The organism is Escherichia ruysiae (assembly GCF_031323975.1).
Classification (GTDB): Bacteria; Pseudomonadota; Gammaproteobacteria; order Enterobacterales; family Enterobacteriaceae; genus Escherichia; species Escherichia ruysiae.
Genome location: NZ_JAVIWS010000001.1, coordinates 2073939 through 2095483, shown reverse-complemented (window position 1 = coordinate 2095483; position 21545 = coordinate 2073939). Strand labels below are relative to the sequence as shown.

At 51.4% G+C, this 21545-nt stretch carries 21 protein-coding genes and 1 pseudogene; 9 read left to right on the top strand and 13 right to left on the bottom strand.

Features of this window, described 5'->3' with window-relative positions; all coding sequences use genetic code 11:
• Positions 1-20 precede the first annotated feature (20 nt).
• Positions 21-1019 carry a class 1 fructose-bisphosphatase gene (fbp, locus tag RGV86_RS10305; protein WP_000853753.1) on the bottom strand — a complete coding sequence of 333 codons (999 nt, stop codon included), beginning with the start codon at positions 1017-1019 and terminating at the stop codon, positions 21-23.
• A gap of 175 nt (positions 1020-1194) precedes the next feature.
• On the opposite strand from fbp, the gene mpl reads away from it, so the two are divergent.
• Entirely contained in the window at positions 1195-2568 is a 1374-nt protein-coding gene (gene mpl, locus RGV86_RS10300; protein WP_001219777.1) for a UDP-N-acetylmuramate:L-alanyl-gamma-D-glutamyl-meso-diaminopimelate ligase, read from the top strand.
• 85 nt (positions 2569-2653) lie between these two features.
• Here mpl and yjgA read toward each other — a convergent pair whose 3' ends face one another.
• Complete coding sequence (yjgA, locus tag RGV86_RS10295) at positions 2654-3205, bottom strand: ribosome biogenesis factor YjgA (protein ID WP_000166265.1); 552 nt, start codon at positions 3203-3205, stop codon at positions 2654-2656.
• A 93-nt stretch (positions 3206-3298) separates the two neighbouring features.
• Between yjgA and pmbA the strand changes: the two genes are divergently transcribed.
• The 4 genes from pmbA (at position 3299) to RGV86_RS10275 (ending at position 5933) form a co-directional block, all read left to right on the top strand.
• Positions 3299-4651 carry a metalloprotease PmbA gene (gene pmbA / locus RGV86_RS10290; protein WP_001162186.1) on the top strand — a complete coding sequence of 451 codons (1353 nt, stop codon included), beginning with the start codon at positions 3299-3301 and terminating at the stop codon, positions 4649-4651.
• 181 nt (positions 4652-4832) lie between these two features.
• Complete coding sequence (gene cybC / locus RGV86_RS10285) at positions 4833-5219, top strand: cytochrome b562 (protein WP_001232258.1); 387 nt, start codon at positions 4833-4835, stop codon at positions 5217-5219.
• A gap of 191 nt (positions 5220-5410) precedes the next feature.
• Entirely contained in the window at positions 5411-5653 is a 243-nt protein-coding gene (locus tag RGV86_RS10280; protein ID WP_000212715.1) for a type II toxin-antitoxin system RelB/DinJ family antitoxin, read from the top strand.
• Positions 5643-5933 carry a type II toxin-antitoxin system RelE family toxin gene (locus tag RGV86_RS10275; protein WP_001105429.1) on the top strand — a complete coding sequence of 97 codons (291 nt, stop codon included), beginning with the start codon at positions 5643-5645 and terminating at the stop codon, positions 5931-5933. The genes RGV86_RS10280 and RGV86_RS10275 overlap by 11 nt, the downstream gene beginning before the upstream one ends.
• Here RGV86_RS10275 and nrdG read toward each other — a convergent pair whose 3' ends face one another.
• From nrdG to treR, 5 genes and pseudogenes are all read right to left on the bottom strand, one after another.
• Positions 5934-6398, bottom strand: coding sequence for an anaerobic ribonucleoside-triphosphate reductase-activating protein (nrdG, locus tag RGV86_RS10270; protein ID WP_001106233.1), 465 nt, complete (start codon positions 6396-6398; stop codon positions 5934-5936). It abuts the gene before it with no gap.
• A gap of 157 nt (positions 6399-6555) precedes the next feature.
• Positions 6556-8694, bottom strand: a complete 2139-nt coding sequence (nrdD, locus tag RGV86_RS10265) for an anaerobic ribonucleoside-triphosphate reductase (RefSeq protein WP_000187801.1) — start codon at positions 8692-8694, stop codon at positions 6556-6558.
• Between the two features lie 393 nt (positions 8695-9087).
• Entirely contained in the window at positions 9088-10743 is a 1656-nt protein-coding gene (treC, locus tag RGV86_RS10260; protein ID WP_000183360.1) for an alpha,alpha-phosphotrehalase, read from the bottom strand.
• 49 nt (positions 10744-10792) lie between these two features.
• Positions 10793-12214: a PTS trehalose transporter subunit IIBC gene (gene treB / locus RGV86_RS10255; protein ID WP_021551481.1), complete on the bottom strand. Its 1422-nt coding sequence runs from the start codon at positions 12212-12214 to the stop codon at positions 10793-10795.
• Between the two features lie 118 nt (positions 12215-12332).
• Positions 12333-13283, bottom strand: a pseudogene (treR, locus tag RGV86_RS10250) (trehalose operon repressor TreR); the annotation flags it as partial.
• 171 nt (positions 13284-13454) lie between these two features.
• Here treR and mgtL point away from each other — a divergent pair.
• Together mgtL and mgtA are read left to right on the top strand one after the other, a co-directional pair.
• On the top strand, positions 13455-13508 hold the full coding sequence (mgtL, locus tag RGV86_RS10245) for a mgtA regulatory leader peptide MgtL (RefSeq protein WP_001387276.1): 54 nt from the start codon (positions 13455-13457) through the stop codon (positions 13506-13508).
• Positions 13509-13648: 140 nt separating this feature from the next.
• The gene (gene mgtA / locus RGV86_RS10240; RefSeq protein WP_085461233.1) at positions 13649-16345 is read left to right on the top strand and encodes a magnesium-translocating P-type ATPase; all 2697 of its coding nucleotides are present in this window, start codon (positions 13649-13651) and stop codon (positions 16343-16345) included.
• A gap of 205 nt (positions 16346-16550) precedes the next feature.
• On the opposite strand, the gene RGV86_RS10235 is transcribed toward mgtA, so the two are convergent.
• From RGV86_RS10235 to pyrL, 4 genes are all read right to left on the bottom strand, one after another.
• Positions 16551-16937, bottom strand: a complete 387-nt coding sequence (locus RGV86_RS10235) for an enamine/imine deaminase (protein ID WP_000047542.1) — start codon at positions 16935-16937, stop codon at positions 16551-16553.
• A 72-nt stretch (positions 16938-17009) separates the two neighbouring features.
• The gene (gene pyrI, locus RGV86_RS10230) at positions 17010-17471 is read right to left on the bottom strand and encodes an aspartate carbamoyltransferase regulatory subunit (RefSeq protein ID WP_000148581.1); all 462 of its coding nucleotides are present in this window, start codon (positions 17469-17471) and stop codon (positions 17010-17012) included.
• A 12-nt stretch (positions 17472-17483) separates the two neighbouring features.
• Positions 17484-18419 (bottom strand): aspartate carbamoyltransferase, encoded by a 936-nt coding sequence (pyrB, locus tag RGV86_RS10225; protein WP_000013052.1) that lies wholly within the window; start codon positions 18417-18419, stop codon positions 17484-17486.
• Between the two features lie 2 nt (positions 18420-18421).
• Positions 18422-18556, bottom strand: coding sequence for a pyr operon leader peptide (gene pyrL, locus RGV86_RS10220; protein WP_001296693.1), 135 nt, complete (start codon positions 18554-18556; stop codon positions 18422-18424).
• Between the two features lie 265 nt (positions 18557-18821).
• Here pyrL and tabA point away from each other — a divergent pair, with 265 nt between their 5' ends.
• On the top strand, positions 18822-19274 hold the full coding sequence (gene tabA / locus RGV86_RS10215; RefSeq protein WP_085461308.1) for a toxin-antitoxin biofilm protein TabA: 453 nt from the start codon (positions 18822-18824) through the stop codon (positions 19272-19274).
• Positions 19275-19319: 45 nt separating this feature from the next.
• Here the strand turns inward: tabA and argF are convergent, their stop codons facing one another.
• On the bottom strand, positions 19320-20324 hold the full coding sequence (argF, locus tag RGV86_RS10210; protein ID WP_309508375.1) for an ornithine carbamoyltransferase: 1005 nt from the start codon (positions 20322-20324) through the stop codon (positions 19320-19322).
• A gap of 161 nt (positions 20325-20485) precedes the next feature.
• Here argF and rraB point away from each other — a divergent pair, with 161 nt between their 5' ends.
• Positions 20486-20902 carry a ribonuclease E inhibitor RraB gene (gene rraB / locus RGV86_RS10205; protein WP_000002947.1) on the top strand — a complete coding sequence of 139 codons (417 nt, stop codon included), beginning with the start codon at positions 20486-20488 and terminating at the stop codon, positions 20900-20902.
• Between the two features lie 45 nt (positions 20903-20947).
• Here rraB and RGV86_RS10200 read toward each other — a convergent pair whose 3' ends face one another.
• Positions 20948-21451: a GNAT family N-acetyltransferase gene (locus tag RGV86_RS10200; RefSeq protein ID WP_010346276.1), complete on the bottom strand. Its 504-nt coding sequence runs from the start codon at positions 21449-21451 to the stop codon at positions 20948-20950.
• Positions 21452-21545 lie beyond the last annotated feature (94 nt).

Here is a 21545-nt window from a genome sequence, read left to right as displayed (position 1 = left end):
GTGTGGAGAGGCGCAGGAGATTACGCGTCCGGGAACTCACGGATAAAGCGTTCGACATCTTCAACCATATGGTCATTGCCGACGAAGAACGAACGGCGCTGGTGCAGGGTTTCCGGGATGATATCCAGAATACGCTCTTTGCCATCGCTCGCTTTACCGCCCGCTTGTTCCGCCAGGAATGCCATCGGGTTGCACTCATACAGCAAACGCAGTTTGCCGTCCGGGTGGCTGGCGGTGCTTGGGTAGAGATAAATTCCACCTTTCAGCAGGTTACGGTGGAAATCCGCAACCAGTGAGCCGATATAACGTGAGGTATACGGGCGGTTGGTGGATTTATCTTCTTCCTGGCAGAATTTAATGTACTTCTTCACCCCGTTCGGAAACTTAATGTAGTTTCCTTCGTTGATGGAGTAGGTTTTGCCTTTCTCCGGGAAGCGCATCCGTTCCTGGCACAGACAGAAAACGCCGAGCGAAGGATCGTAAGTAAAGGCGTGAACACCGCATCCGGTGGTGTAAACCAGCATGGTAGAGGAGCCGTATACCACGTAACCTGCGGCAACCTGTTTGTTACCAGGCTGGAGGAAATCTTCTTCCGTTACCGGCGTACCGACAGGTGTAACGCGGCGGTAGATGGAGAAAATCGTACCGACAGAGACGTTAACATCGATGTTGGACGAGCCATCCAGTGGATCCATCAGCACAACGTATTTTGCGTGTTCACAGCCTTCAAAGACGACAATCTCATCTTCTTCTTCAGATGCAATGCCCGCAACGATATCGCGCGCTTTCAATGCGGCTTTCAGTTTTTCATTAGCGAACAGATCGAGTTTCTGCTGAACCTCGCCCTGCACGTTCTCAGCACCGCTGGCACCCAGGATATCAACCAGTCCTGCTTTGTTGATATCGCGATGGATAATCTTGGCGCCCAGTTTTATTGCCGACAGCAAAGCAGTGAGTTCACCGGTAGCATGAGAAAACTCGTGCTGCTTTTCGACAATAAATTCACCTAACGTTTTCATAAAACTTTCCCTGCAATGTTTATGGAGTAAAGCGACCGCAACAATCTTAACAAATAATCTGAATGTTGCGCTCAGGTGAATCGCGCCAGCAAATTACGGATTATCCTGAAATGCGTTTCTCACTTGCCCGACATATGCGTAAAATGAGCGGTAGATTAAAAAAGGATAATGACGTATGCGCATTCATATTTTAGGAATTTGTGGCACGTTTATGGGTGGTCTGGCGATTCTGGCACGCCAGTTAGGCCATGAAGTAACGGGTTCGGACGCCAATGTGTATCCGCCGATGAGCACCTTACTTGAGAAGCAAGGCATTGAGCTGATTCAGGGTTACGATGCCAGCCAACTCGATCCGCAGCCGGATCTGGTGATTATTGGTAATGCCATGACCCGTGGAAATCCGTGTGTGGAAGCGGTACTGGAAAAAAACATTCCGTATATGTCGGGGCCGCAGTGGTTGCACGATTTCGTGCTGCGCGACCGCTGGGTGCTGGCCGTTGCCGGTACACACGGCAAAACCACCACGGCGGGAATGGCGACCTGGATTCTGGAACAGTGCGGCTATAAACCGGGTTTTGTTATTGGCGGTGTGCCTGGAAACTTTGAGGTTTCGGCGCGTCTGGGCGAAAGCGACTTCTTTGTTATCGAAGCGGACGAGTATGACTGCGCCTTCTTCGACAAACGCTCCAAATTTGTCCATTACTGCCCGCGCACGCTGATCCTCAACAACCTTGAGTTCGATCATGCCGATATCTTTGACGACCTGAAAGCGATCCAGAAACAATTCCATCATCTGGTGCGTATTGTTCCTGGGCAGGGGCGTATTATCTGGCCGGAAAACGACATCAACCTGAAACAGACCATGGCGATGGGCTGCTGGAGCGATCAGGAACAGGTGGGCGAGCAGGGGCGCTGGCAGGCGAAAAAGCTGACCACCGATGCTTCCGAATGGGAAGTATTGCTGGACGGCGAAAAAGTGGGTGAGGTGAAATGGTCACTGGTTGGCGAACATAACATGCACAACGGCCTGATGGCGATTGCTGCGGCTCGCCATGTTGGTGTTGCGCCGGCAGATGCTGCTAATGCGCTGGGGTCGTTTATCAACGCTCGTCGTCGTCTGGAGTTACGCGGTGAAGCGAATGGCGTGACGGTGTATGACGATTTTGCCCATCATCCGACGGCGATTCTGGCAACGCTGGCGGCGCTGCGCGGTAAAGTCGGTGGTACGGCGCGTATTATTGCCGTGCTGGAACCGCGCTCAAACACCATGAAGATGGGCGTCTGCAAAGACGATTTGGCACCGTCATTAGGTCGTGCCGATGAAGTCTTCCTGCTGCAACCGGCGCATATTCCGTGGCAGGTAGCTGAAGTGGCAGAAGCCTGTATTCAGCCTGCGCACTGGAGTGGTGATGTCGATGCGTTGGCAGATATGGTGGTGAAAACCGCCCAGCCAGGCGACCATATTCTGGTGATGAGCAACGGCGGTTTTGGTGGGATTCATCAGAAACTGCTGGATGGTCTGGCGAAGAAGGCGGAAGCTGCGCAGTAATTCTGAAGCTTCAGCCTGGGGTAGCATTGCCGGATAAGGCGTTTACGCCGCATCCGGCAAACCATACTCATATCAACAACAAAACTTACCCTTCGTTCTCTGCCAGCTCGCGCAGATACTGGAAAATCTGTCGCGCGGATTTCGGCGGCTTATTCCCTTCTTTCTCTTTCTTCGCGTTGCGGATCAGAGTACGCAGTTGCTGGCGATCGGCATCGGGCCACAGATTCAATACATCAGCGATGGCATCATCACCGTGATCGATCAGACGGTCGCGCAGGTTTTCCAGTTTATGGAACAGCACCACCTGCTGGTTGTGGCGGTTTTTTAGCTTATCCAGCGCCTGACGAATAGGCTCTACATCGCGCTGGCGTAGCATTTTACCGATGAGCTGCAACTGGCGGCGGCGACCTTCCATTTTAATACGCTGGGCTAACTCGATAGCCGCACGCAGATCCGCATCTAACGGGATCTTATCCAGCGCGTTTTTCCCCAGATCAACAATTTCCGCGCCCAGGCGTTTTAGCTCCTCGGCATCACGTTTAATTTCACTTTTACTGACCCAGATAATTTCATCGTCTTCGTCTTCGATATCATCACCGGGAACGTCGTCGAGCCAGTCTTCGGGCTGCTTAGTCATGTCAGGCTCCTTAAAAAAAGAGGCTAATGTTACCAGTTAAGATGCGCACTGAAAAACGGTTCTCTGTTAGACTTCAGAGAAACTCTCTACATTATGGCACTTGCAATGAAAGTAATCTCTCAAGTTGAAGCGCAGCGCAAGATTCTGGAAGAAGCAGTTTCGACTGCGCTGGAGTTGGCCTCAGGCAAATCGGACGGTGCGGAAGTTGCCGTCAGCAAGACCACCGGCATTAGCGTAAGCACGCGCTATGGTGAAGTGGAGAATGTCGAATTCAATAGCGATGGCGCGCTGGGGATCACCGTTTATCACCAAAACCGCAAAGGTAGCGCATCATCCACCGATTTAAGCCCGCAGGCTATTGCCCGCACCGTACAGGCGGCGCTGGATATTGCCCGTTATACCTCGCCAGATCCTTACGCAGGCGTGGCAGATAAAGAGCTGCTGGCCTTTGACGCGCCGGATCTCGACTTGTTCCACCCTGCGGACGTTTCCCCGGATGAAGCCATTGAACTGGCGGCTCGTGCTGAACAGGCGGCATTGCAGGCGGACAAACGCATCACCAATACCGAAGGCGGCAGCTTTAACAGCCACTACGGCGTAAAAGTATTTGGCAACAGCCACGGCATGTTGCAGGGATACTGCTCAACGCGTCATTCACTCTCCAGCTGTGTGATTGCCGAAGAAAATGGCGATATGGAACGTGATTACGCCTACACCATTGGCCGTGCGATGAGCGATCTACAAACGCCGGAGTGGGTTGGGGCAGACTGCGCTCGCCGCACTTTATCGCGACTGTCGCCGCGTAAACTTTCCACCATGAAAGCGCCGGTGATTTTTGCCAATGAAGTCGCAACCGGATTGTTTGGTCATTTGGTTGGCGCAATTGCCGGTGGTGCTGTCTACCGTAAATCCACCTTCCTGCTCGACTCGCTGGGTAAACAAATTCTGCCGGACTGGCTGACCATTGAAGAACATCCGCATCTGCTGAAAGGGCTGGCATCTACTCCATTCGACAGCGAAGGGGTACGTACCGAGCGTCGCGATATTATTAAAGATGGCATCCTGACTCAGTGGCTGCTGACCAGCTATTCCGCGCGCAAACTGGGGCTGAAAAGTACCGGTCATGCGGGCGGCATCCACAACTGGCGTATTGCCGGGCAAGGACTCAGCTTTGAGCAGATGCTCAAAGAAATGGGCACCGGCCTGGTGGTGACGGAACTGATGGGCCAGGGCGTGAGTGCAATTACCGGTGATTATTCCCGTGGTGCAGCGGGCTTCTGGGTAGAGAATGGCGAAATCCAATATCCGGTTAGCGAAATCACCATCGCAGGTAATTTGAAAGATATGTGGCGCAATATCGTCACTGTTGGTAACGATATTGAAACACGCAGTAATATACAGTGTGGTTCTGTTCTGTTACCGGAGATGAAAATCGCCGGACAGTAAAAAACTGGCGCGACCTGCCGCGCTTAAACTAAAAAATTACACAAAATCATTCGCACTGCATCGAGACGGAAAGTGAATGAGAGCCGGGGAGCGTACTCGTAGTACGTGACTCGGGCGAATGAGCGTAGCCGTCGATGAGGTAGTGTGAAGGATGAAGTGTAAATAAAAAAGGAAGTGAGTAATGCGTAAAAGCCTGTTAGCTATTCTTGCAGTCTCCTCGTTGGTATTCAGTTCGGCGTCGTTTGCCGCTGAGCTGGAAGACAATATGGAAACCCTCAACGACAATTTAAAAGTGGTCGAAAAAGCCGATAACGCGGCGCAAGTCAAAGACGCGTTAACCAAAATGCGTGCTGCTGCGCTGGATGCGCAAAAAGCGACGCCACCGAAGCTGGAAGGCAAATCACCGGACAGCCCGGAGATGAAAGACTTCCGCCACGGTTTCGACATTCTGGTCGGTCAGATTGACGACGCGCTGAAGCTGGCTAATGAAGGTAAAGTCAAAGAAGCACAGGCCGCCGCAGAGCAACTGAAAACGACCCGCAACGCCTATCACCAGAAGTATCGTTAATTCCTTATTGGGCGGTGAAACGTTACCGCCCAACGCTTTCTTCTCCCTTCGTAAAATCACCGCAATATCTATCTTCACCACGGCATATTCCTGCGTGTCGTCCTCATTTTTGCGAGGCGTTTTCCAGAAATGAATGTAATGCATATGTAATGCTATAATGCATTACACTTTTCATAATTACCGGAGGCATAATGGCCACACTTAACGTCCGCCTGGATGACAAACTGAAAAATGAGGCTTATGCGGTGCTGGAAAAATTAAATATCACGCCTACTGAAGCAGTGCGGCTGCTGTTTCAGTACGTTGCGGAAAATGGACGAATGCCGGTAAAAACGCTCACTGTCAGTGATAGTGAAGAAGCCTTGTTACGCACTGTCAGGGAACGACTGGCCAACCCACAAGAGGCCATTAAGGTCCGACTGGATGAACTATGAGCTGGCTTTTGATCTGCGGGCGCTGAAAGAGTGGCAAAAACTGGGCGTGACAGTCCTGGAACAATTTAAAAAAAAGCTTGAGGATGTGCTGAAAAGGCCGCGCAATCCATCGGCTAAACTGCGGGATTTACCGGACTGCTACAAAATTAAGCTGCACACACAGGGATATCGCCTGGTTTATCAGGTTAACGATAAAGAGTTGCTCGTGTTGGTGATAGCTATTGGTAAGAGAGAGAACTCAGCCGTTTATGAAGACGCGACTAAACGGCTGGATGAGTGATTAACGCAAATGATGCACCACCTGATTGCTGCTGCCGCGCCAGATCAAGGAAGGGTCTTTTAAATCCTGCACAAATTTGCCGTCGACCAGCACGTTAATCAAATCAACAACCTGCATTTGCGCAGCGTTGAGTTCGTCGAGTTTATAGCCTGTCCACACCCAGATGTCTTTACCCGGACACTCGGCGCGGATGCGTTGTACCAGTTTCAGAATATCCGGCACGTTTTGCGGATGCAGCGGATCGCCGCCGGAGAGGGAAATCCCCTGGCGTTTGATGCGAGTGTCATTCAGATCGTTAATGATCTGGTCTTCCATTGCTTTGGTAAATGGCTGACCGGAATTTACCCGCCAGGTGCTTTTGTTATAGCAACCGGGGCATTCATGAACACACCCGGAGACAAACAGGGTGCAACGAGTGCCGGGGCCGTTGACGATGTCGACAGGATAGTACTGATGATAATTCATTATTTCGCCTGGCTTATCAGTCCGCGTGTAGGCTGCATCCGGTAATCAACGCCTGATGCAACGCTGTCGCGTCTTATCAGGCCTACAGCCGTTGCCAAATGTAGGCCGGATAAGGCGTTTACGCCGCATCCGGCATTTGCGTAGCGCAGAGTGAAGATCAACCGATCTGCCCATTACCCAAATGTTTAACGCGGCGCTTAACTTCTTCCTGCTTACCGGCGTTAAACGGACGCGCATCCGGGCTACCTAAATATCCGCACACGCGGCGAGTCACCGACACACGGGAGGTGTCATGGTTACCACATTTCGGGCAGGTGAAGCCTTTGCTGGTGCACTCAAACTCACCGGTAAAGCCACACTCGTAGCACTCATCAATCGGTGTATTGGTGCCGTAATACGGTACATGCTGATAGCTGTAATCCCAGACATCTTCCAGCGCCTTCAGGTTGTGCTGAATGTTTGGATACTCGCCGTAGCAAATGAAACCACCGTTAGCCAGCGGCGGGTAAGGTGCTTCAAAGTCGATCTTGTCGTACGGGTTCACCTTTTTCTCCACATCAAGGTGGAAACTGTTGGTGTAGTAACCTTTATCGGTCACGCCCGGCACCACGCCAAACTCAGCGGTATCGAGACGGCAGAAGCGGTCGCACAGGTTTTCACTTGGCGTGCTGTAAAGGCTGAAACCATAGCCAGTCTCTTCTTTCCACTGATCCACCGCCTGACGCAGACGTTCAACAATCGCAATACCTTTCGCGCGAAGCTGCTCGTTGTCATAAACATGCTCGCCGCCGAACAGCGCGTTAATGGTTTCGTGGATACCGATGTAACCCAGCGAAATAGACGCACGACCGTTTTTGAAGATTTCAGAAACATCATCGTCGGCATTCAGACGCACGCCACAAGCACCTTCCATATAGAGGATAGGAGCCACGCGCGCTTTCACGCCTTCGAGACGAGCGATACGGGTCATCAGCGCCTTACGTGCCAGCAGCAGACGTTCATCCAGCAGCTTCCAGAAGGTGGCTTCATCGCCTTTTGCTTCCAGAGCAATACGCGGCAGGTTCAGGCTGATCACGCCGAGGTTGTTACGACCATCGTGGATCTGCTCGCCGTTTTCATTTTCCCACACGCCGAGGAAGCTGCGGCAGCCCATCGGGGTTTTAAACGAACCGGTGACTTTCACTACCTGATCGTAGTTCAGGATATCCGGATACATGCGCTTGCTTGCGCACTCCAGCGCCAGCTGTTTGATGTCGTAGTTCGGATCGCCTTTTTTATGGTTCAGGCCATCGCGAATCGCAAACACCAGTTTCGGGAACACCGCAGTTTTACGGTTTTTACCGAGGCCTGCGATACGGTTACGCAGGATGGATTCCTGAATCAGGCGCGACTCCCAGCTGGTGCCCAGACCAAAGCCAAAGGTTACAAACGGTGTTTGACCGTTGGCGGTGTGCAGGGTATTTACTTCGTACTCCAGCGACTGGAAGGCGTCGTAGCACTCTTTGATGGTACGAGAGTTGGCGTAGCCTTCAGCATCCGGAATGCTCCACTCCTCCGCCGTTTTACGGTGCTTGTTGTAGCTGGCGGTGACAAACGGAGCCAGAACTTCGTCGATACGGTTAATGGTGGTGCCGCCATAAATATGGCTGGCAACCTGGGCGATAATCTGCGCAGTTACTGCGGTGGCAGTGGAGATCGACTTCGGTGGTTCGATCTCGGCGTTCCCCATCTTAAAGCCCTGAGTTAGCATACCTTTCAGGTCGATCAACATGCAGTTGAACATCGGGAAGAACGGCGAGTAATCGAGGTCGTGGTAGTGAATATCGCCACGCTCATGCGCCTGCACCACGTCACGCGGCAGCAGGTGCTGGCGTGCATAGTGTTTAGCAACAATACCGGCCAGCAGGTCGCGCTGGGTTGGAATTACCTTGCTGTCTTTGTTGGCGTTTTCATTGAGTAACGAAGAGTTGGTCTGCTCGACCAGGCCACGGATCTCCTGGTTCAGGCGACCGCGTTTTTCACGTTCGATGTCGCGATCGTGACGGTACTCGATGTAAGCACGAGCCAGTTGTTTGTACGGGCCTGACATCAGCTGGTTTTCAACTGCGGTCTGGATTTCGTTGATATCGACCTGGTTGCGGCCTTGCATTTGCTCGCTGACGACAGCGGCAACAGTGGCACAATAATCTGCATCATCGACTTCCGCTGCTTTAGCTGCACGCAGAATGGCTTCTTTGATGCGCTCTGATTTAAACGGCACTTTGCAGCCGTCTCGTTTCATCACATGCGGTGTCATGATCGCTCCATATTTTTAAGAACAGGTTATACACAGAAAGTTGGGAAGTGCGCCCCGCTTTATTTAGCTCTTTTTACGGGGAGTTACTGCAATCCCAATCCGCTTTATCCACAATTTTGTCGGCTTTGTTGGCGTGTGTCTTGGTGCAAGTATAGTCGACGGATACAACATATTGGGTTGAGAGGCATTTTAAAGTCTATATATAGTGCTTTGCATTAAGGATGTTTAAGGTTTTTTTGATTTAGCTCAAAGTAAAAAGCAGAGTGTACGGATGACGGGCGCTACAGCGATGTGTAAATTTTTTAATAATTTTCTGTTCAAAAAACCAACAAAAACAATGCGCTGACAGATAAGGCCCCGGAAATACTCGCTTTACCGGGGCCTGGAGAAGAATTATCTCTGCAACCACCAGACAGCCTCAAATGGCCGCAATGTCATGGCTCCCGGTTGAGAGGAGGCTTCTTCATAGTTATGCATTAACAGTTGCCAGTCGCCGCTGATTTGCGTTGGTTGCCAGGGCTGTACGTCACGGCTAAGGTTGGCAATCACCAATAAAGTTTGCCCCAGCCATTCGCGGCGATAGCACCACAATACAGGACTGTTTGGCAGGAGATCCTGGTAATTGCCCCATGTCAGAATGGGTTCTTGTTTACGCAACGTGATTAACTTCTGGTAGGTGTAAAACACCGAAGATTCATCGGCCAGCGCAGATTCTACGTTGATTTCGCGATAGTTATCACACAGACCAATCCACGGCTTGCCGGTAGTAAACCCTGCGTTATCGCCGTTGCTCCATTGCATTGGCGTGCGGCTGTTGTCACGGGATTTACTGGCGAGGATTGCCAATAGCTCTTCGGCGTCACGCCCATCGTTGCGCAGCTCGGCAAACATATTGAGGCTCTCCACGTCGCGATAGTCAGTAATGCGCGTGAAATGTGGGTTGGTCATACCAATCTCTTCGCCCTGGTAGATATACGGCGTTCCCTGCATACCATGCAGCACCATCGCCAGCATTTTTGCCGCAGGCACGCGGTATTCACCTTCATCACCAAAGCGAGAAACAATGCGCGGCTGATCGTGGTTACACCAGAACAAAGCATTCCACGCAACGTTGTGCATTCCCTGTTGCCAGTGGCGGAACAATGTTTTTAACGCCACAAAGTCAGGTTTAGCCAGCGTCCATTTTTCACCGCCGGGATAATCGACCTTCAGGTGATGAAAATTAAAGGTCATCGACAATTCACTGCCTGTCAGTGCCGCGTATCGCTGACAATGTTCAAGGCTGGTGGAGGACATTTCACCCACAGTCATTAATCCGCGTGGCGTAAAGACATCGCGGTTCATTTCGTGCAAAAACTCGTGTGCTCGTGGTCCGTCGGTGTAGAAGCGACGCCCGTCGCCATCCAGATCGTTGGGGAAGTTCTGGTCTTTGGAAATCAGATTCACCACATCCAGGCGCAGCCCGTCTACCCCGCGATCGGCCCAGAACTCACAGACTTTTTTCAGTTCTGTGCGTACTGCTGGGTTTTCCCAGTTGAGATCGGCCTGTTCTGGTGCAAACAGATGCAAGTAATACTGTTCGCTTTCTGCGTGCCAGCGCCAGGCATTGCCACCGAATTTAGAACGCCAGTTATTTGGTGGTATTCCTGGTTCGCCGTCACGCCAGATATAAAACTGACGATAAGGACTTTCTTTGTTCTGCGCCTCGCGAAACCAGGCGTGTTGGGTAGAAGTATGGTTAAACACCATATCAAGGATAATGCGAATACCGCGCGATTTCGCCTGCGCCACCAGTTCATCAAAGTCGTCCAGCGTACCGTAGGTGGGATCAATCGCCGTATAGTTCGCTACGTCGTATCCGTTATCGATCTGTGGGGAGACATAAAAAGGTGTCAACCAGATAGCATTAACGCCCAGTTTTTGTAGATAGTCGAGGCGTAGGGTGACTCCTCGCAGATCGCCGGTGCCGCTGCCCGTGGTGTCCTGAAAACTCTTTGGATAAATCTGGTAGATAACGCCGTTTTGCCACCAGTGGGGAAGATTAGTCATTACGTCATTCCTGCAAATGCGAGGGGGCGCAAGTGCGCCCCGAAGAAAATTAAACAATGTTCAGCGTGCCCAGGCGGTGTTTTCGCTGGTAGATAAACGAGGTGAGCACAATCGGGATGATGATGGCGATAGCCATTGCCAGCGCAAATACCTGCCAGTAGCTCGGCTGAATGGAGAGAATACCAGGCAGACCACCGACGCCGATGCCATTCGCCATAACGCCGTTCAGGCCGCAGAGCAATCCCGCCAGACCGGAACCAATCATCGCGCACAGCATCGGGAAGCGATATTTCAGGTTGATGCCGTACATTGCCGGCTCAGTAACCCCAAGATAAGCGGAGATCGCCGCTGGAACCGAAATTTCCCGCTCGTTCTGTTTACGGCTGGCGATAATAATTCCTACCACTGCCGACGCCTGAGCAATATTCGAAAGGGCAATCAGCGGCCAGACTGGCGTACCGCCCATGCTTTGAATCATCTGCATATCAATGGCAAGCGTGGTCTGGTGTACGCCGGTAATGACCAGCGGCGCATAGAGGAAGCCAAACAATGCCGCGCCAATAGGGGCAAAGCTGCCAGTCATCAGGTGACGTACCGCAAAGGCAACGCCATCGCCAATCATGCGACCAAACGGACCAATCAGCGCATGGGCGAGGAACACCGCGAGGATCAGCGAGCAGACCGGTACAACCACCAGATAGAGATAATCCGGCACGATGCGCTTAAGGCGAGTTTCAATAAAGCCCAGCGCCAGCCCGGCTAACAGCGCCGGGATCACCTGCGCCTGATAGCCTACTTTCGCAATACTGAACATGCCAAAGTCCCACACTTCCGGCACCTGCTGCCCGAGTAGATAGGCGTTCATCAGTTGTGGAGAAACCAGCGTTACGCCAAGCACGATACCGAGGATCGGCGTGCCGCCCATCTTTTTCACCGCCGACCAGCAAATCCCGACCGGCAGATAGAAGAAGATCGCCTCACCGATCAACCACAGAAAATCGTAGATCGTTTGCAGGGAAGGGTACATTTGCGCCAGCGTCTGACCGTTGCTCATGGGCAGATCGCCGATCACATTACGAAAACCGAGGATCAAACCGCCGCTAATCAGCGCGGGCAGTAACGGGAAGAAGATCTCTGCGAAATGGGAGATCAACTGCTCATGCCATTTCATATTCTGCCTGGCGGCTTTTTTCACCTGCTCTTTATCGACCTGCGCCTGTCCGGTCGTTGCTAATAACGCTTTGTAGTAATCGCCAACGTTGGTGCCAATCACCACCTGAAATTGCCCGGCATTGGTGAAACAACCTTTCACCATGGGGAGTTGTTCAATTTCTTTCGGTCTGGCATTGGCCGGTTGGTTGAGGACAAAGCGCAGGCGAGTAATACAGTGGCTCACCGTCGCAATATTGCCGCGCCCACCGACCAGTTCAATCAACCGATCGATATCCGTTTGGTTCACTTTGCTCATCATAAAGCCCCATGGCAGATGACATTTTTGGTTGGCTGCAGAATATATTGCGCGGAAAAATTTAAAAACGGGAACGTTCCCGAAACACGGCAAAGATCACAATTTATCGTTCAGGAAACGATCAGGACAGGGTGGCGGGGATGATGATTTGTTGCGGTTCGCTGTGCCCGGTTATCTGTTTGATTAACTGGCAGGCCGCCTGGCGTCCGGCTTCTGCGTAGCCTGGGTCAACGGTGACGATCTCCGGATGGAGGAACTTCATCAACGGTGTATTACCAACGCTCGCCAGCTGTAAGGTATCGATGCGTTGCTCTTGCAGGTATTTACTTGCGCCAAGTGCCAGCGTGTCAGTTGCGCACAGCAACGCGGTGGTTTCAGGGGTAATGACTTTTGCCACGTTCTCATAACCTTGCTTCATGGCGAGGCCAGGCAGAGCGGCGACGGGATGCAGTTTATGCGCTTTGCAGAACGCAAGGTAGGCTTCATGACGTCGCTTACCGGTCGTCACGTCACTGTGCGGCACGCCGAGATAACTGATATTGCGATGCCCCTGGTCATACAGCCGTTGCATCAGGATTTTGATCGCCCCTTCGTCGTCATAACAGACTGAAGCAAAGCCCTTTGCGTCGCGTGCCAGCAGCACCAGCGATGACTGCCAGTGGGCTAACATCTCTTCGGTTATACCGGTAAAACCAAACAGCACTACGCCGTCGATATTACGACGTTTCAAAACGCCCAGATGTTCGGCAACTAATTGTGGTGAAAACTGGCTTTCCATCATGATGGGGTCGTAACCCTGTTCATAGAACGCCGGCAGCATGGTCTGAACCGCGAGATTTTCTGACAGCGAATCCAGACGTGTCACGATGATGGCGACCACTTTATCGCTTTGCCCACGCATGGCGCGCGCAGAGCGGGAAGGGGAAAATCCATGCTGATTCATCACTGCTTCAACACGTTCACGTGTGCGCTGGCTCACGCCGCTTTCGTTATTCAGCACCCGGGAAACAGTGGATTTTCCCACGCCGCTCAAGCGCGCGATGTCTTTGATGGTCAGCCGATTTTGCATCCTGTTATCCCGTAACGTGTTGTTTAATTATTAGAGACTAACTTTACCCGCGCATTCAGCAATGGGCAAAGTCTGGTTTATCGTTGGTTTAGTTGCCGACAGGTATTATATCGGCATAAATGCTACGAATATTATTGTATTCGCGGCGCTATTTATTCACTTACCGGAGGTTATATGGAACCTGATCCCACGCCTCTCCCTCGACGGAGATTAAAACTTTTCCGGTAAGCCCGTCTTTTCACGGCGTTACCGGATGCGTAAGGCCGTGACGTTTTAACGTCCCTGCTCATATTTATTACCTTCAGGTAAGGCTTCGCCACGCCTGAAGATATTTCTGCACTGTTCCAGACAGTGCGGAGGGACACCCTATGTTTAAAGAAATTTTTACCCGGCTCACTCGCCATTTACCTTCCCGTCTGATCCGTCGCGATCCGCTACCGGGTGCGCAGCAGACAGCGAATGCACCAATCCCGCCTTCCTTAAGCGCGCATTGCCTGAAAATGGCGGTGATGCCCGAAGAAGAATTATGGAACACGTTCGACACCCACCCGGAAGGGTTGAATCAGGCGGAAGTGGAAGTTGCCCGTGAAAAACATGGCGAAAATAAATTACCTGCGCAACAACCATCGCCGTGGTGGGTACATTTGTGGGTCTGCTATCGCAACCCCTTTAATATTTTGCTCACGCTCCTTGGCGGCATTTCTTACGCCACGGAAGATTTATTTGCCGCAGGCGTTATCGCGTTAATGGTGGCTATTTCCACGCTGCTGAACTTTATTCAGGAAGCGCGTTCCACCAAAGCGGCAGATGCCCTGAAAGCGATGGTCAGCAATACCGCGACGGTGCTGCGCGTTATTAACAGCAAAGGCGAAAATGGCTGGCTGGAGATCCCGATCGACCAGCTGGTGCCCGGCGATATTATTAAACTGGCGGCGGGGGATATGATCCCGGCAGATTTGCGTATCTTGCAGGCGCGGGATCTGTTCGTCGCTCAGGCGTCGTTAACCGGTGAGTCTCTGCCCGTAGAAAAAGCTGCAACCACTCGCCAGCCGGAGCACAGCAATCCGCTGGAGTGTGACACCCTGTGTTTTATGGGCACCACCGTGGTGAGCGGCACGGCACAAGCAATGGTGATTGCCACAGGTGCCAACACCTGGTTTGGTCAACTGGCGGGGCGTGTTAGTGAGCAGGAAAGCGAGCCGAATGCCTTTCAGCAAGGGATCAGCCGCGTCAGTATGCTGCTGATTCGCTTTATGCTGGTGATGGCACCGGTGGTGCTGTTGATCAACGGTTACACCAAAGGCGACTGGTGGGAAGCGGCGCTGTTTGCGCTTTCGGTAGCGGTGGGTTTAACGCCGGAAATGTTGCCGATGATTGTCACCTCAACGCTGGCGCGTGGCGCAGTAAAGCTGTCGAAACAGAAGGTGATCGTCAAACATCTGGATGCCATTCAGAACTTTGGCGCTATGGATATTCTGTGTACCGATAAAACCGGCACCCTGACGCAGGATAAAATTGTGCTGGAGAATCATACCGATATCTCCGGTAAAACCAGCGAACGCGTGCTGCATAGCGCGTGGTTGAACAGTCATTACCAGACCGGGCTTAAAAACCTGCTTGATACAGCGGTGCTCGAAGGTACGGATGAAGAGTCGGCGCGTTCGCTGGCCAGCCGTTGGCAGAAAATTGATGAGATTCCGTTTGATTTTGAGCGTCGCCGGATGTCGGTGGTAGTGGCAGAAAATACCGAACATCATCAGCTGGTGTGCAAAGGCGCATTGCAGGAGATCCTTAATGTGTGTTCACAGGTGCGCCACAATGACGAGATTGTGCCGCTCGATGACACCATGCTGCGTAAGATTAAGCGGGTTACTGATACGCTGAATCGTCAGGGGCTGCGCGTGGTTGCGGTGGCGACGAAATATCTGCCCGCGCGTGAAGGAGATTACCAGCGGGCGGATGAATCCGACCTGATCCTCGAAGGATATATCGCTTTTCTTGATCCGCCAAAAGAGACAACCGCTCCGGCGCTGCGGGCATTAAAAGCGAGTGGAATTACCGTGAAAATCCTCACTGGTGACAGTGAATTAGTGGCGGCGAAAGTGTGCCATGAAGTGGGGCTGGACGCGGGAGAGGTGGTCATTGGTAGTGATATTGAAACGCTATCTGATGACGAACTGGCAAATCTCGCACAGCGCACCACGCTGTTTGCTCGCCTGACGCCGATGCATAAGGAACGCATCGTAACGTTGCTAAAGCGCGAAGGGCATGTGGTTGGCTTTATGGGCGATGGTATTAATGATGCGCCCGCCTTACGCGCTGCGGATATCGGCATTTCTGTGGACGGCGCGGTAGATATTGCCCGTGAAGCGGCTGATATCATCCTGCTGGAAAAAAGCCTGATGGTGCTGGAAGAGGGGGTTATTGAAGGGCGCCGGACTTTCTCTAACATGCTGAAATACATCAAAATGACGGCGAGTTCTAACTTCGGTAATGTGTTCAGCGTGCTGGTGGCGAGTGCTTTCTTGCCCTTTCTGCCGATGCTGCCGTTACACTTACTGATCCAGAACCTGCTGTACGATGTGTCACAGGTGGCGATCCCGTTTGATAACGTTGATGACGAGCAAATTCAAAAGCCGCAGCGTTGGAATCCGGCGGATCTGGGGCGTTTTATGATCTTCTTCGGACCGATCAGTTCGATCTTCGATATTCTGACGTTTTGCCTGATGTGGTGGGTATTCCATGCCAACACGCCGGAAACGCAAACACTGTTCCAGTCGGGCTGGTTCGTGGTGGGATTACTGTCTCAAACGCTGATTGTGCATATGATCCGTACCCGTCGTGTACCGTTTATTCAGAGTCGTGCATCGTGGCCGTTAATGATCATGACCGTAATCGTGATGATTGTCGGGATCGCGTTGCCGTTTTCGCCGCTGGCCAGTTATCTGCAATTGCAGGCGCTACCGTTAAGTTACTTCCCGTGGCTGATTGCGATTCTGGCAGGATATATGACGTTAACGCAGTTGGTGAAAGGGTTCTATAGCCGTCGTTATGGTTGGCAGTAAAGAATAAGCTGGGCATGGTGGCCCGGATTCAGATTGCAGATAAAGTGAGCTTTGTTCATGCCGGATGCAGCGTAAACGCCTTATCCAGCCTACAAATTCAATAAATTGCAGGAATCACCCAGGCCTGATAAGCGTAGCGCATCAGGCGATTTTGCTTTTGTCATCAGACTTAATCCGGGCACGATAGCCCGGATTTCCATCAAGATTAGCGACGAACAGCGATCGCTTCGATCTCAATCTTCACGTCTTTCGGCAGACGGGCAACTTCAACGCAAGAACGTGCCGGGAAGGTGGCGTTGTGTTCGGTGAAGAAGGCTTCGTAAGTGGCATTTACGGTTGCGAAGTCGTTCAGATCTTTCACAAACACGGTGGTTTTAACGATGTCGCCCACTTTCAGGCCAGCCGCTTCCACGATCGCTTTCACGTTATCCAAAGACTGACGCGCTTGTGCCGCGACGTCTGCCGGTACTTCGCCAGTTTTCGGGTTTACCGGGATCTGACCAGAGGTGATGATCATACTGCCCAGATCAACGCCCTGAACATAAGGTCCGATAGCTGCCGGTGCATTTTCCGTAGCGATAGTTTTACTCATGATTTCTCCTTTATTACAGCGGTAAAAAGTCTGGCTCATTATAGGGAGCCAGACTTTTATTACCAACCGCAATTAATTGGCCAGTACCACATTATGGGAAAACTCTTTTTCGCAGTATTTGCATTTGAGCGCGATGTCATTGGCGCGTTTTCGCACTGCAAAGCTGGAAGAAACCGGTTCGGCATGGCTGATACAGTTGCTGTTCGGGCAGACCAGCACATTGTCGATGCGCTCCGGCAGGCTGGGGCGTGATTTACCAACCACTTCATAATTGTCGATACGATTTACCGTGGCTTGCGGTGCGTACAGCGCCAGTTGGTCTACCTGATCTTCACTCAAAAAGGTATTTTCGATCTTGATCAGATCCTTGCGCCCCATCTCGCCAGAAGGCAGGTTCAGACCGATGGTGATACGCTGATCCGTTTCGGTCAGCTTGAACAGACTCAACAGCTTAAAACCGATCTGGGCGGGGATATGGTCAATTACCGTGCCGCGTTTAATAGCTTCAACCTGCAATTTATTATCGTGTGTCATCTCTATGTCCCCTTACAGTACCAGATCGCGATTCAGAACCAGTGCCAGTAACGCCTGGCGAGCGAAAATCCCATTGCCTGCTTGCTGGAAGTACCAGGCGTGCGGCGTTTTATCGACATCCGTCGCAATTTCATCAATACGCGGCAGCGGATGCAGCACTTTCATATTGGCTTTGGCGTTGTGAAGATCGCTGGCGCGCAGGACAAACTGCGCTTTTACGTTGGCGTATTCGGACGGGTCCAGGCGCTCTTTTTGCACGCGGGTCATATACAAAATGTCCACTTCCGCCATCACTTCTTCAATGGAACTATGCAGGCTCCAGGCGATACCTTTTTCATCAAGCATGTCCAGAATGTACTGCGGCATTGCCAGCGCATCCGGGGCGATGAAGTAGAAACGGTTGCCGTCGAATTTCGCCAGCGCCTGGGTCAGGGAGTGAACGGTGCGACCATATTTCAGGTCGCCGACCATTGCGACACGAAGATTGTCCAGACGTCCCTGGGTTTCCTGAATGGTGAACAGATCCAGCAAGGTTTGCGTCGGATGTTGGTTGGAACCATCACCGGCGTTCAGCACCGGCACATTGCCGGAAAACTCGGTTGCCAGGCGCGCCGCACCTTCCTGCGGATGGCGCATCACAATTGCATCGACGTAAGTGCTGATAACCGAGATGGTATCAGCCAGCGTTTCACCTTTTTTTCCCAGTGAGGTGTTTGCGCTGTCAGAGAATCCCACCACACTAGCGCCCAGGCGGTGCATCGAGGTTTCGAAAGAGAGGCGGGTGCGGGTTGATGCTTCGAAGAAGCAACTGGCAATCACTTTATGTTTCAACAACTCTGGTTGCGGGTTTGCTTTCAGTTTCGCCGCTGTCGCCAGCACCAGATTAAGGTCATCGCGACTAAGGTCATTTATGGAAATGATGTGTTTTTGATATAGCGGATTAGCCATGTTTATCTCCTGACGCCTGGGCAAAAAAAAGCCCCTCGATTGAGGGGCTGGGAATGGGTGATCAACGGGAAGAAAAACGGCAGGCCAGCGTCTTTTTTCAGACGCGGTAAGACAAAATGTCGAACACACTGAACCATACATCCTCCCGGCAAATTGTCCGGCATTATACTCAGCCAGAAAGTGGGATCAAGCGATTAATGCAAGAAACTTCCAAGGTAAACGATTGTTGTGAATTTATATGCTTAAAATTTGAATTTATAACGAAATGAATTTAGGGGGGGGGGAATGTGGGGGGAAAATATGCGCTGGCGCAATCAGGCGGCAAAAAATGCTGGTATGGCAGTAAGGAATTACGTATAACAAGAGAAATGAAACGATGTTTTAATTGAGGGAATGAAAAAAATGATCATCGGAAATATTCATAATCTCCAGCAATGGTTGCCGGAAGAATTACGTCAGGCGATTGATTATATTAAAGCGCACGTTACGGCAGAAACGCCAAAAGGTAAGCACGACATCGAAGGCAACCGTCTGTTTTATCTTATCTCTGAAGATATGACCGAGCCGTATGAAGCACGCCGCGCCGAGTACCATGCCCGCTATCTCGATATTCAGATTGTGCTAAAAGGGCAGGAAGGCATGACCTTCAGCACACAACCTGCGGGCACGCCGGATACCGATTGGTTAGCCGATAAAGACATCGCCTTTTTGCCAGAAGGTGTTGAGGAGAAAACAGTTATCCTCAATGAAGGCGACTTTGTCGTGTTCTATCCGGGTGAAGTACACAAGCCACTGTGCGCAGTGGGCGAGCCAGCCCAGGTTCGCAAAGCGGTTGTGAAAATGCTGATGGCGTAAGTGGATTATGCCGGAGGCGACGTTACGCCGCCTCCGGTACTGGCGTTATTGGGCGAGCGTCGCAACCATTACCGCTTTGATGGTATGCATGCGGTTTTCCGCCTGATCAAAAACAATACTGGCGGCAGATTCAAAGACCTCATCCGTCACTTCCATCCCACCGTGCAGGCCAAACTTTTCTGCCATCTTTTTACCTAGCGTCGTTTGGTCGTCATGAAACGCGGGCAGGCAGTGCAGGAATTTGACGTCTGGATTACCGGTTAACTGCATCATTTTGCTATTCACCTGATAATCACGCAGTAATGCAATACGTTCTGCCCATTTCTCTTTCGCTTCCCCCATCGACACCCACACATCGGTGTAAATAAAGTCGGCACCTTTAACGCCTGCTGCGATATCTTCTGTCAGCGTTATATTCCCGCCATTTTGCTGTGCCAGGGCGCGGCATTCCGTAACCAGCGAAGCTTCCGGCCAGCACGCTTGTGGCGCTACCAGGCGTAAATCCAGACCGGTCAACGCCGCAGCTTCCAGCATTGAGTTACCCATGTTGTTGCGTGCATCTCCGGCATAAACCAGCGTCATCTCATTGAACGCTTTACCTGGTAAATGCTCCTGCATGGTCAGCAAATCCGCCAGAAGCTGTGTAGGATGAAACTCATTAGTCAGGCCGTTCCATACCGGCACACCTGCATATTCCGCCAGCGTTTCGACAATCTCCTGACCATAGCCGCGATACTGAATACCGTCATACATGCGACCAAGCACGCGGGCGGTATCTTTAATCGACTCTTTATGGCCAATCTGGCTGCCGCTGGGGCCGAGATAAGTGACGCGAGCACCCTGGTCATATGCGGCAACTTCGAAAGAGCATCGGGTACGGGTCGAGTCTTTTTCGAAGATGAGCGCGATATTTTTACCTGTGAGTCTGGCTTCTTCTTTGCCGTTTTTCTTATCGGCTTTCAGCTTCGCAGCTAACTGCAGCAGGCTGTTGAGTTCAGCTGGCGTGAAATCGAGTAATTTCAGGAAATGTTTATGATAAAACCCGGACATAGATCCCTCCTGTGGCTAACGCCGTAATGAATTAAAATTCAATTTATATGGATGATTATTCATTTGCAAGCCTAAAACATAAATCTTTGTCACAAAGGTGGAGGCAATGTCAGTGGTGTGTGACAATAAGAGTATCGGCAGGACATTAAGAGGAATGAGCCATGGCAAACCCGGAACAACTGGAAGAACAGCGTGAAGAAACGCGTTTGATTATTGAAGAATTACTGGAAGATGGCAGCGATCCGGACGCGCTGTACACCATCGAACATCACCTTTCCGCAGACGATCTGGAAACCCTGGAAAAAGCAGCGGTTGAAGCGTTTAAACTCGGTTACGAAGTGACCGATCCGGAAGAGTTGGAAGTGGAAGATGGCGATATCGTAATTTGCTGTGACATCCTCAGCGAATGCGCGTTGAATGCCGATCTTATCGACGCCCAGGTTGAGCAATTGATGAACCTGGCAGAGAAGTTCGACGTTGAATACGACGGTTGGGGCACTTACTTTGAAGATCCTAACGGCGAAGATGGCGACGATGAAGATTATGTCGACGAAGATGATGACGGTGTTCGTCACTAATTAATTGATTAAAATGCCCGCTAGTACACACTAGCGGGCATTTTTTTAGAGTTTACGCAGCATCCGCACTTCACAATCGACATGGCCCGTGCAACCAAGTGCGTAATCGATATGTTGAAAACCTAAATGTTCATACAAACCAATCGCTTCTTTTAAAAAAGCGGTCGTTTCCAGATAGCAGCGTTTGAAGCCCATTTCTCGCGCCTGCTCCATCGCCATTAAGGCCAGTTTTTTCGCCAGTCCTTTACCGCGAATAGCAGGAAGAAAATACATCTTTTGCAGTTCGCAAATGTCCGATTCACTACCTGCTAATGGCGCAATCCCGCCGCCACCCACCACTTCGCCATTGTATTCAACTACCCAATACGCATGACTGGGCTGACTATACACTTGATACAATTCGTCGAGATTGGGATCGGCGACAGTGTAGCCTTTATCAGCGGTAAGACCGTATTCTGCGGATACCTGGCGGATGACGCTGGCGATGGCGGGATTATCGGCGGCAGTAAGTTTGCGCAAACGGAGCGCGGGAGAAGTGACAACATTCATAGCATAGCTCAATTTCAAATGTATGATTTATAGCTCACTTTAATACCACCCTCGCTTATGCGGTGCAAGAAGAAGATAAATCAGAAAATATTAA

Bases quoted from the DNA above. Each gene is read 5' to 3' on its own strand.
- pmbA (WP_001162186.1), top strand. From the start codon at position 3,299: ATGGCACTTGCAATGAAAGTAATCTCTCAAGTTGAAGCGCAGCGCAAG.
- rraB (WP_000002947.1), top strand. From the start codon at position 20,486: ATGGCAAACCCGGAACAACTGGAAGAACAGCGTGAAGAAACGCGTTTG.
- RGV86_RS10275 (WP_001105429.1), top strand. From the start codon at position 5,643: ATGAACTATGAGCTGGCTTTTGATCTGCGGGCGCTGAAAGAGTGGCAA.
- pyrI (WP_000148581.1), bottom strand. From the start codon at position 17,471: ATGACACACGATAATAAATTGCAGGTTGAAGCTATTAAACGCGGCACG.
- fbp (WP_000853753.1), bottom strand. From the start codon at position 1,019: ATGAAAACGTTAGGTGAATTTATTGTCGAAAAGCAGCACGAGTTTTCT.
- pyrL (WP_001296693.1), bottom strand. From the start codon at position 18,556: ATGGTTCAGTGTGTTCGACATTTTGTCTTACCGCGTCTGAAAAAAGAC.
- treC (WP_000183360.1), bottom strand. From the start codon at position 10,743: ATGACTAATCTTCCCCACTGGTGGCAAAACGGCGTTATCTACCAGATT.
- yjgA (WP_000166265.1), bottom strand. From the start codon at position 3,205: ATGACTAAGCAGCCCGAAGACTGGCTCGACGACGTTCCCGGTGATGAT.
- nrdG (WP_001106233.1), bottom strand. From the start codon at position 6,398: ATGAATTATCATCAGTACTATCCTGTCGACATCGTCAACGGCCCCGGC.
- cybC (WP_001232258.1), top strand. From the start codon at position 4,833: ATGCGTAAAAGCCTGTTAGCTATTCTTGCAGTCTCCTCGTTGGTATTC.
- nrdD (WP_000187801.1), bottom strand. From the start codon at position 8,694: ATGACACCGCATGTGATGAAACGAGACGGCTGCAAAGTGCCGTTTAAA.
- RGV86_RS10280 (WP_000212715.1), top strand. From the start codon at position 5,411: ATGGCCACACTTAACGTCCGCCTGGATGACAAACTGAAAAATGAGGCT.
- tabA (WP_085461308.1), top strand. From the start codon at position 18,822: ATGATCATCGGAAATATTCATAATCTCCAGCAATGGTTGCCGGAAGAA.
- RGV86_RS10200 (WP_010346276.1), bottom strand. From the start codon at position 21,451: ATGAATGTTGTCACTTCTCCCGCGCTCCGTTTGCGCAAACTTACTGCC.
- argF (WP_309508375.1), bottom strand. From the start codon at position 20,324: ATGTCCGGGTTTTATCATAAACATTTCCTGAAATTACTCGATTTCACG.
- treB (WP_021551481.1), bottom strand. From the start codon at position 12,214: ATGATGAGCAAAGTGAACCAAACGGATATCGATCGGTTGATTGAACTG.
- RGV86_RS10235 (WP_000047542.1), bottom strand. From the start codon at position 16,937: ATGAGTAAAACTATCGCTACGGAAAATGCACCGGCAGCTATCGGACCT.
- mgtA (WP_085461233.1), top strand. From the start codon at position 13,649: ATGTTTAAAGAAATTTTTACCCGGCTCACTCGCCATTTACCTTCCCGT.
- mpl (WP_001219777.1), top strand. From the start codon at position 1,195: ATGCGCATTCATATTTTAGGAATTTGTGGCACGTTTATGGGTGGTCTG.
- pyrB (WP_000013052.1), bottom strand. From the start codon at position 18,419: ATGGCTAATCCGCTATATCAAAAACACATCATTTCCATAAATGACCTT.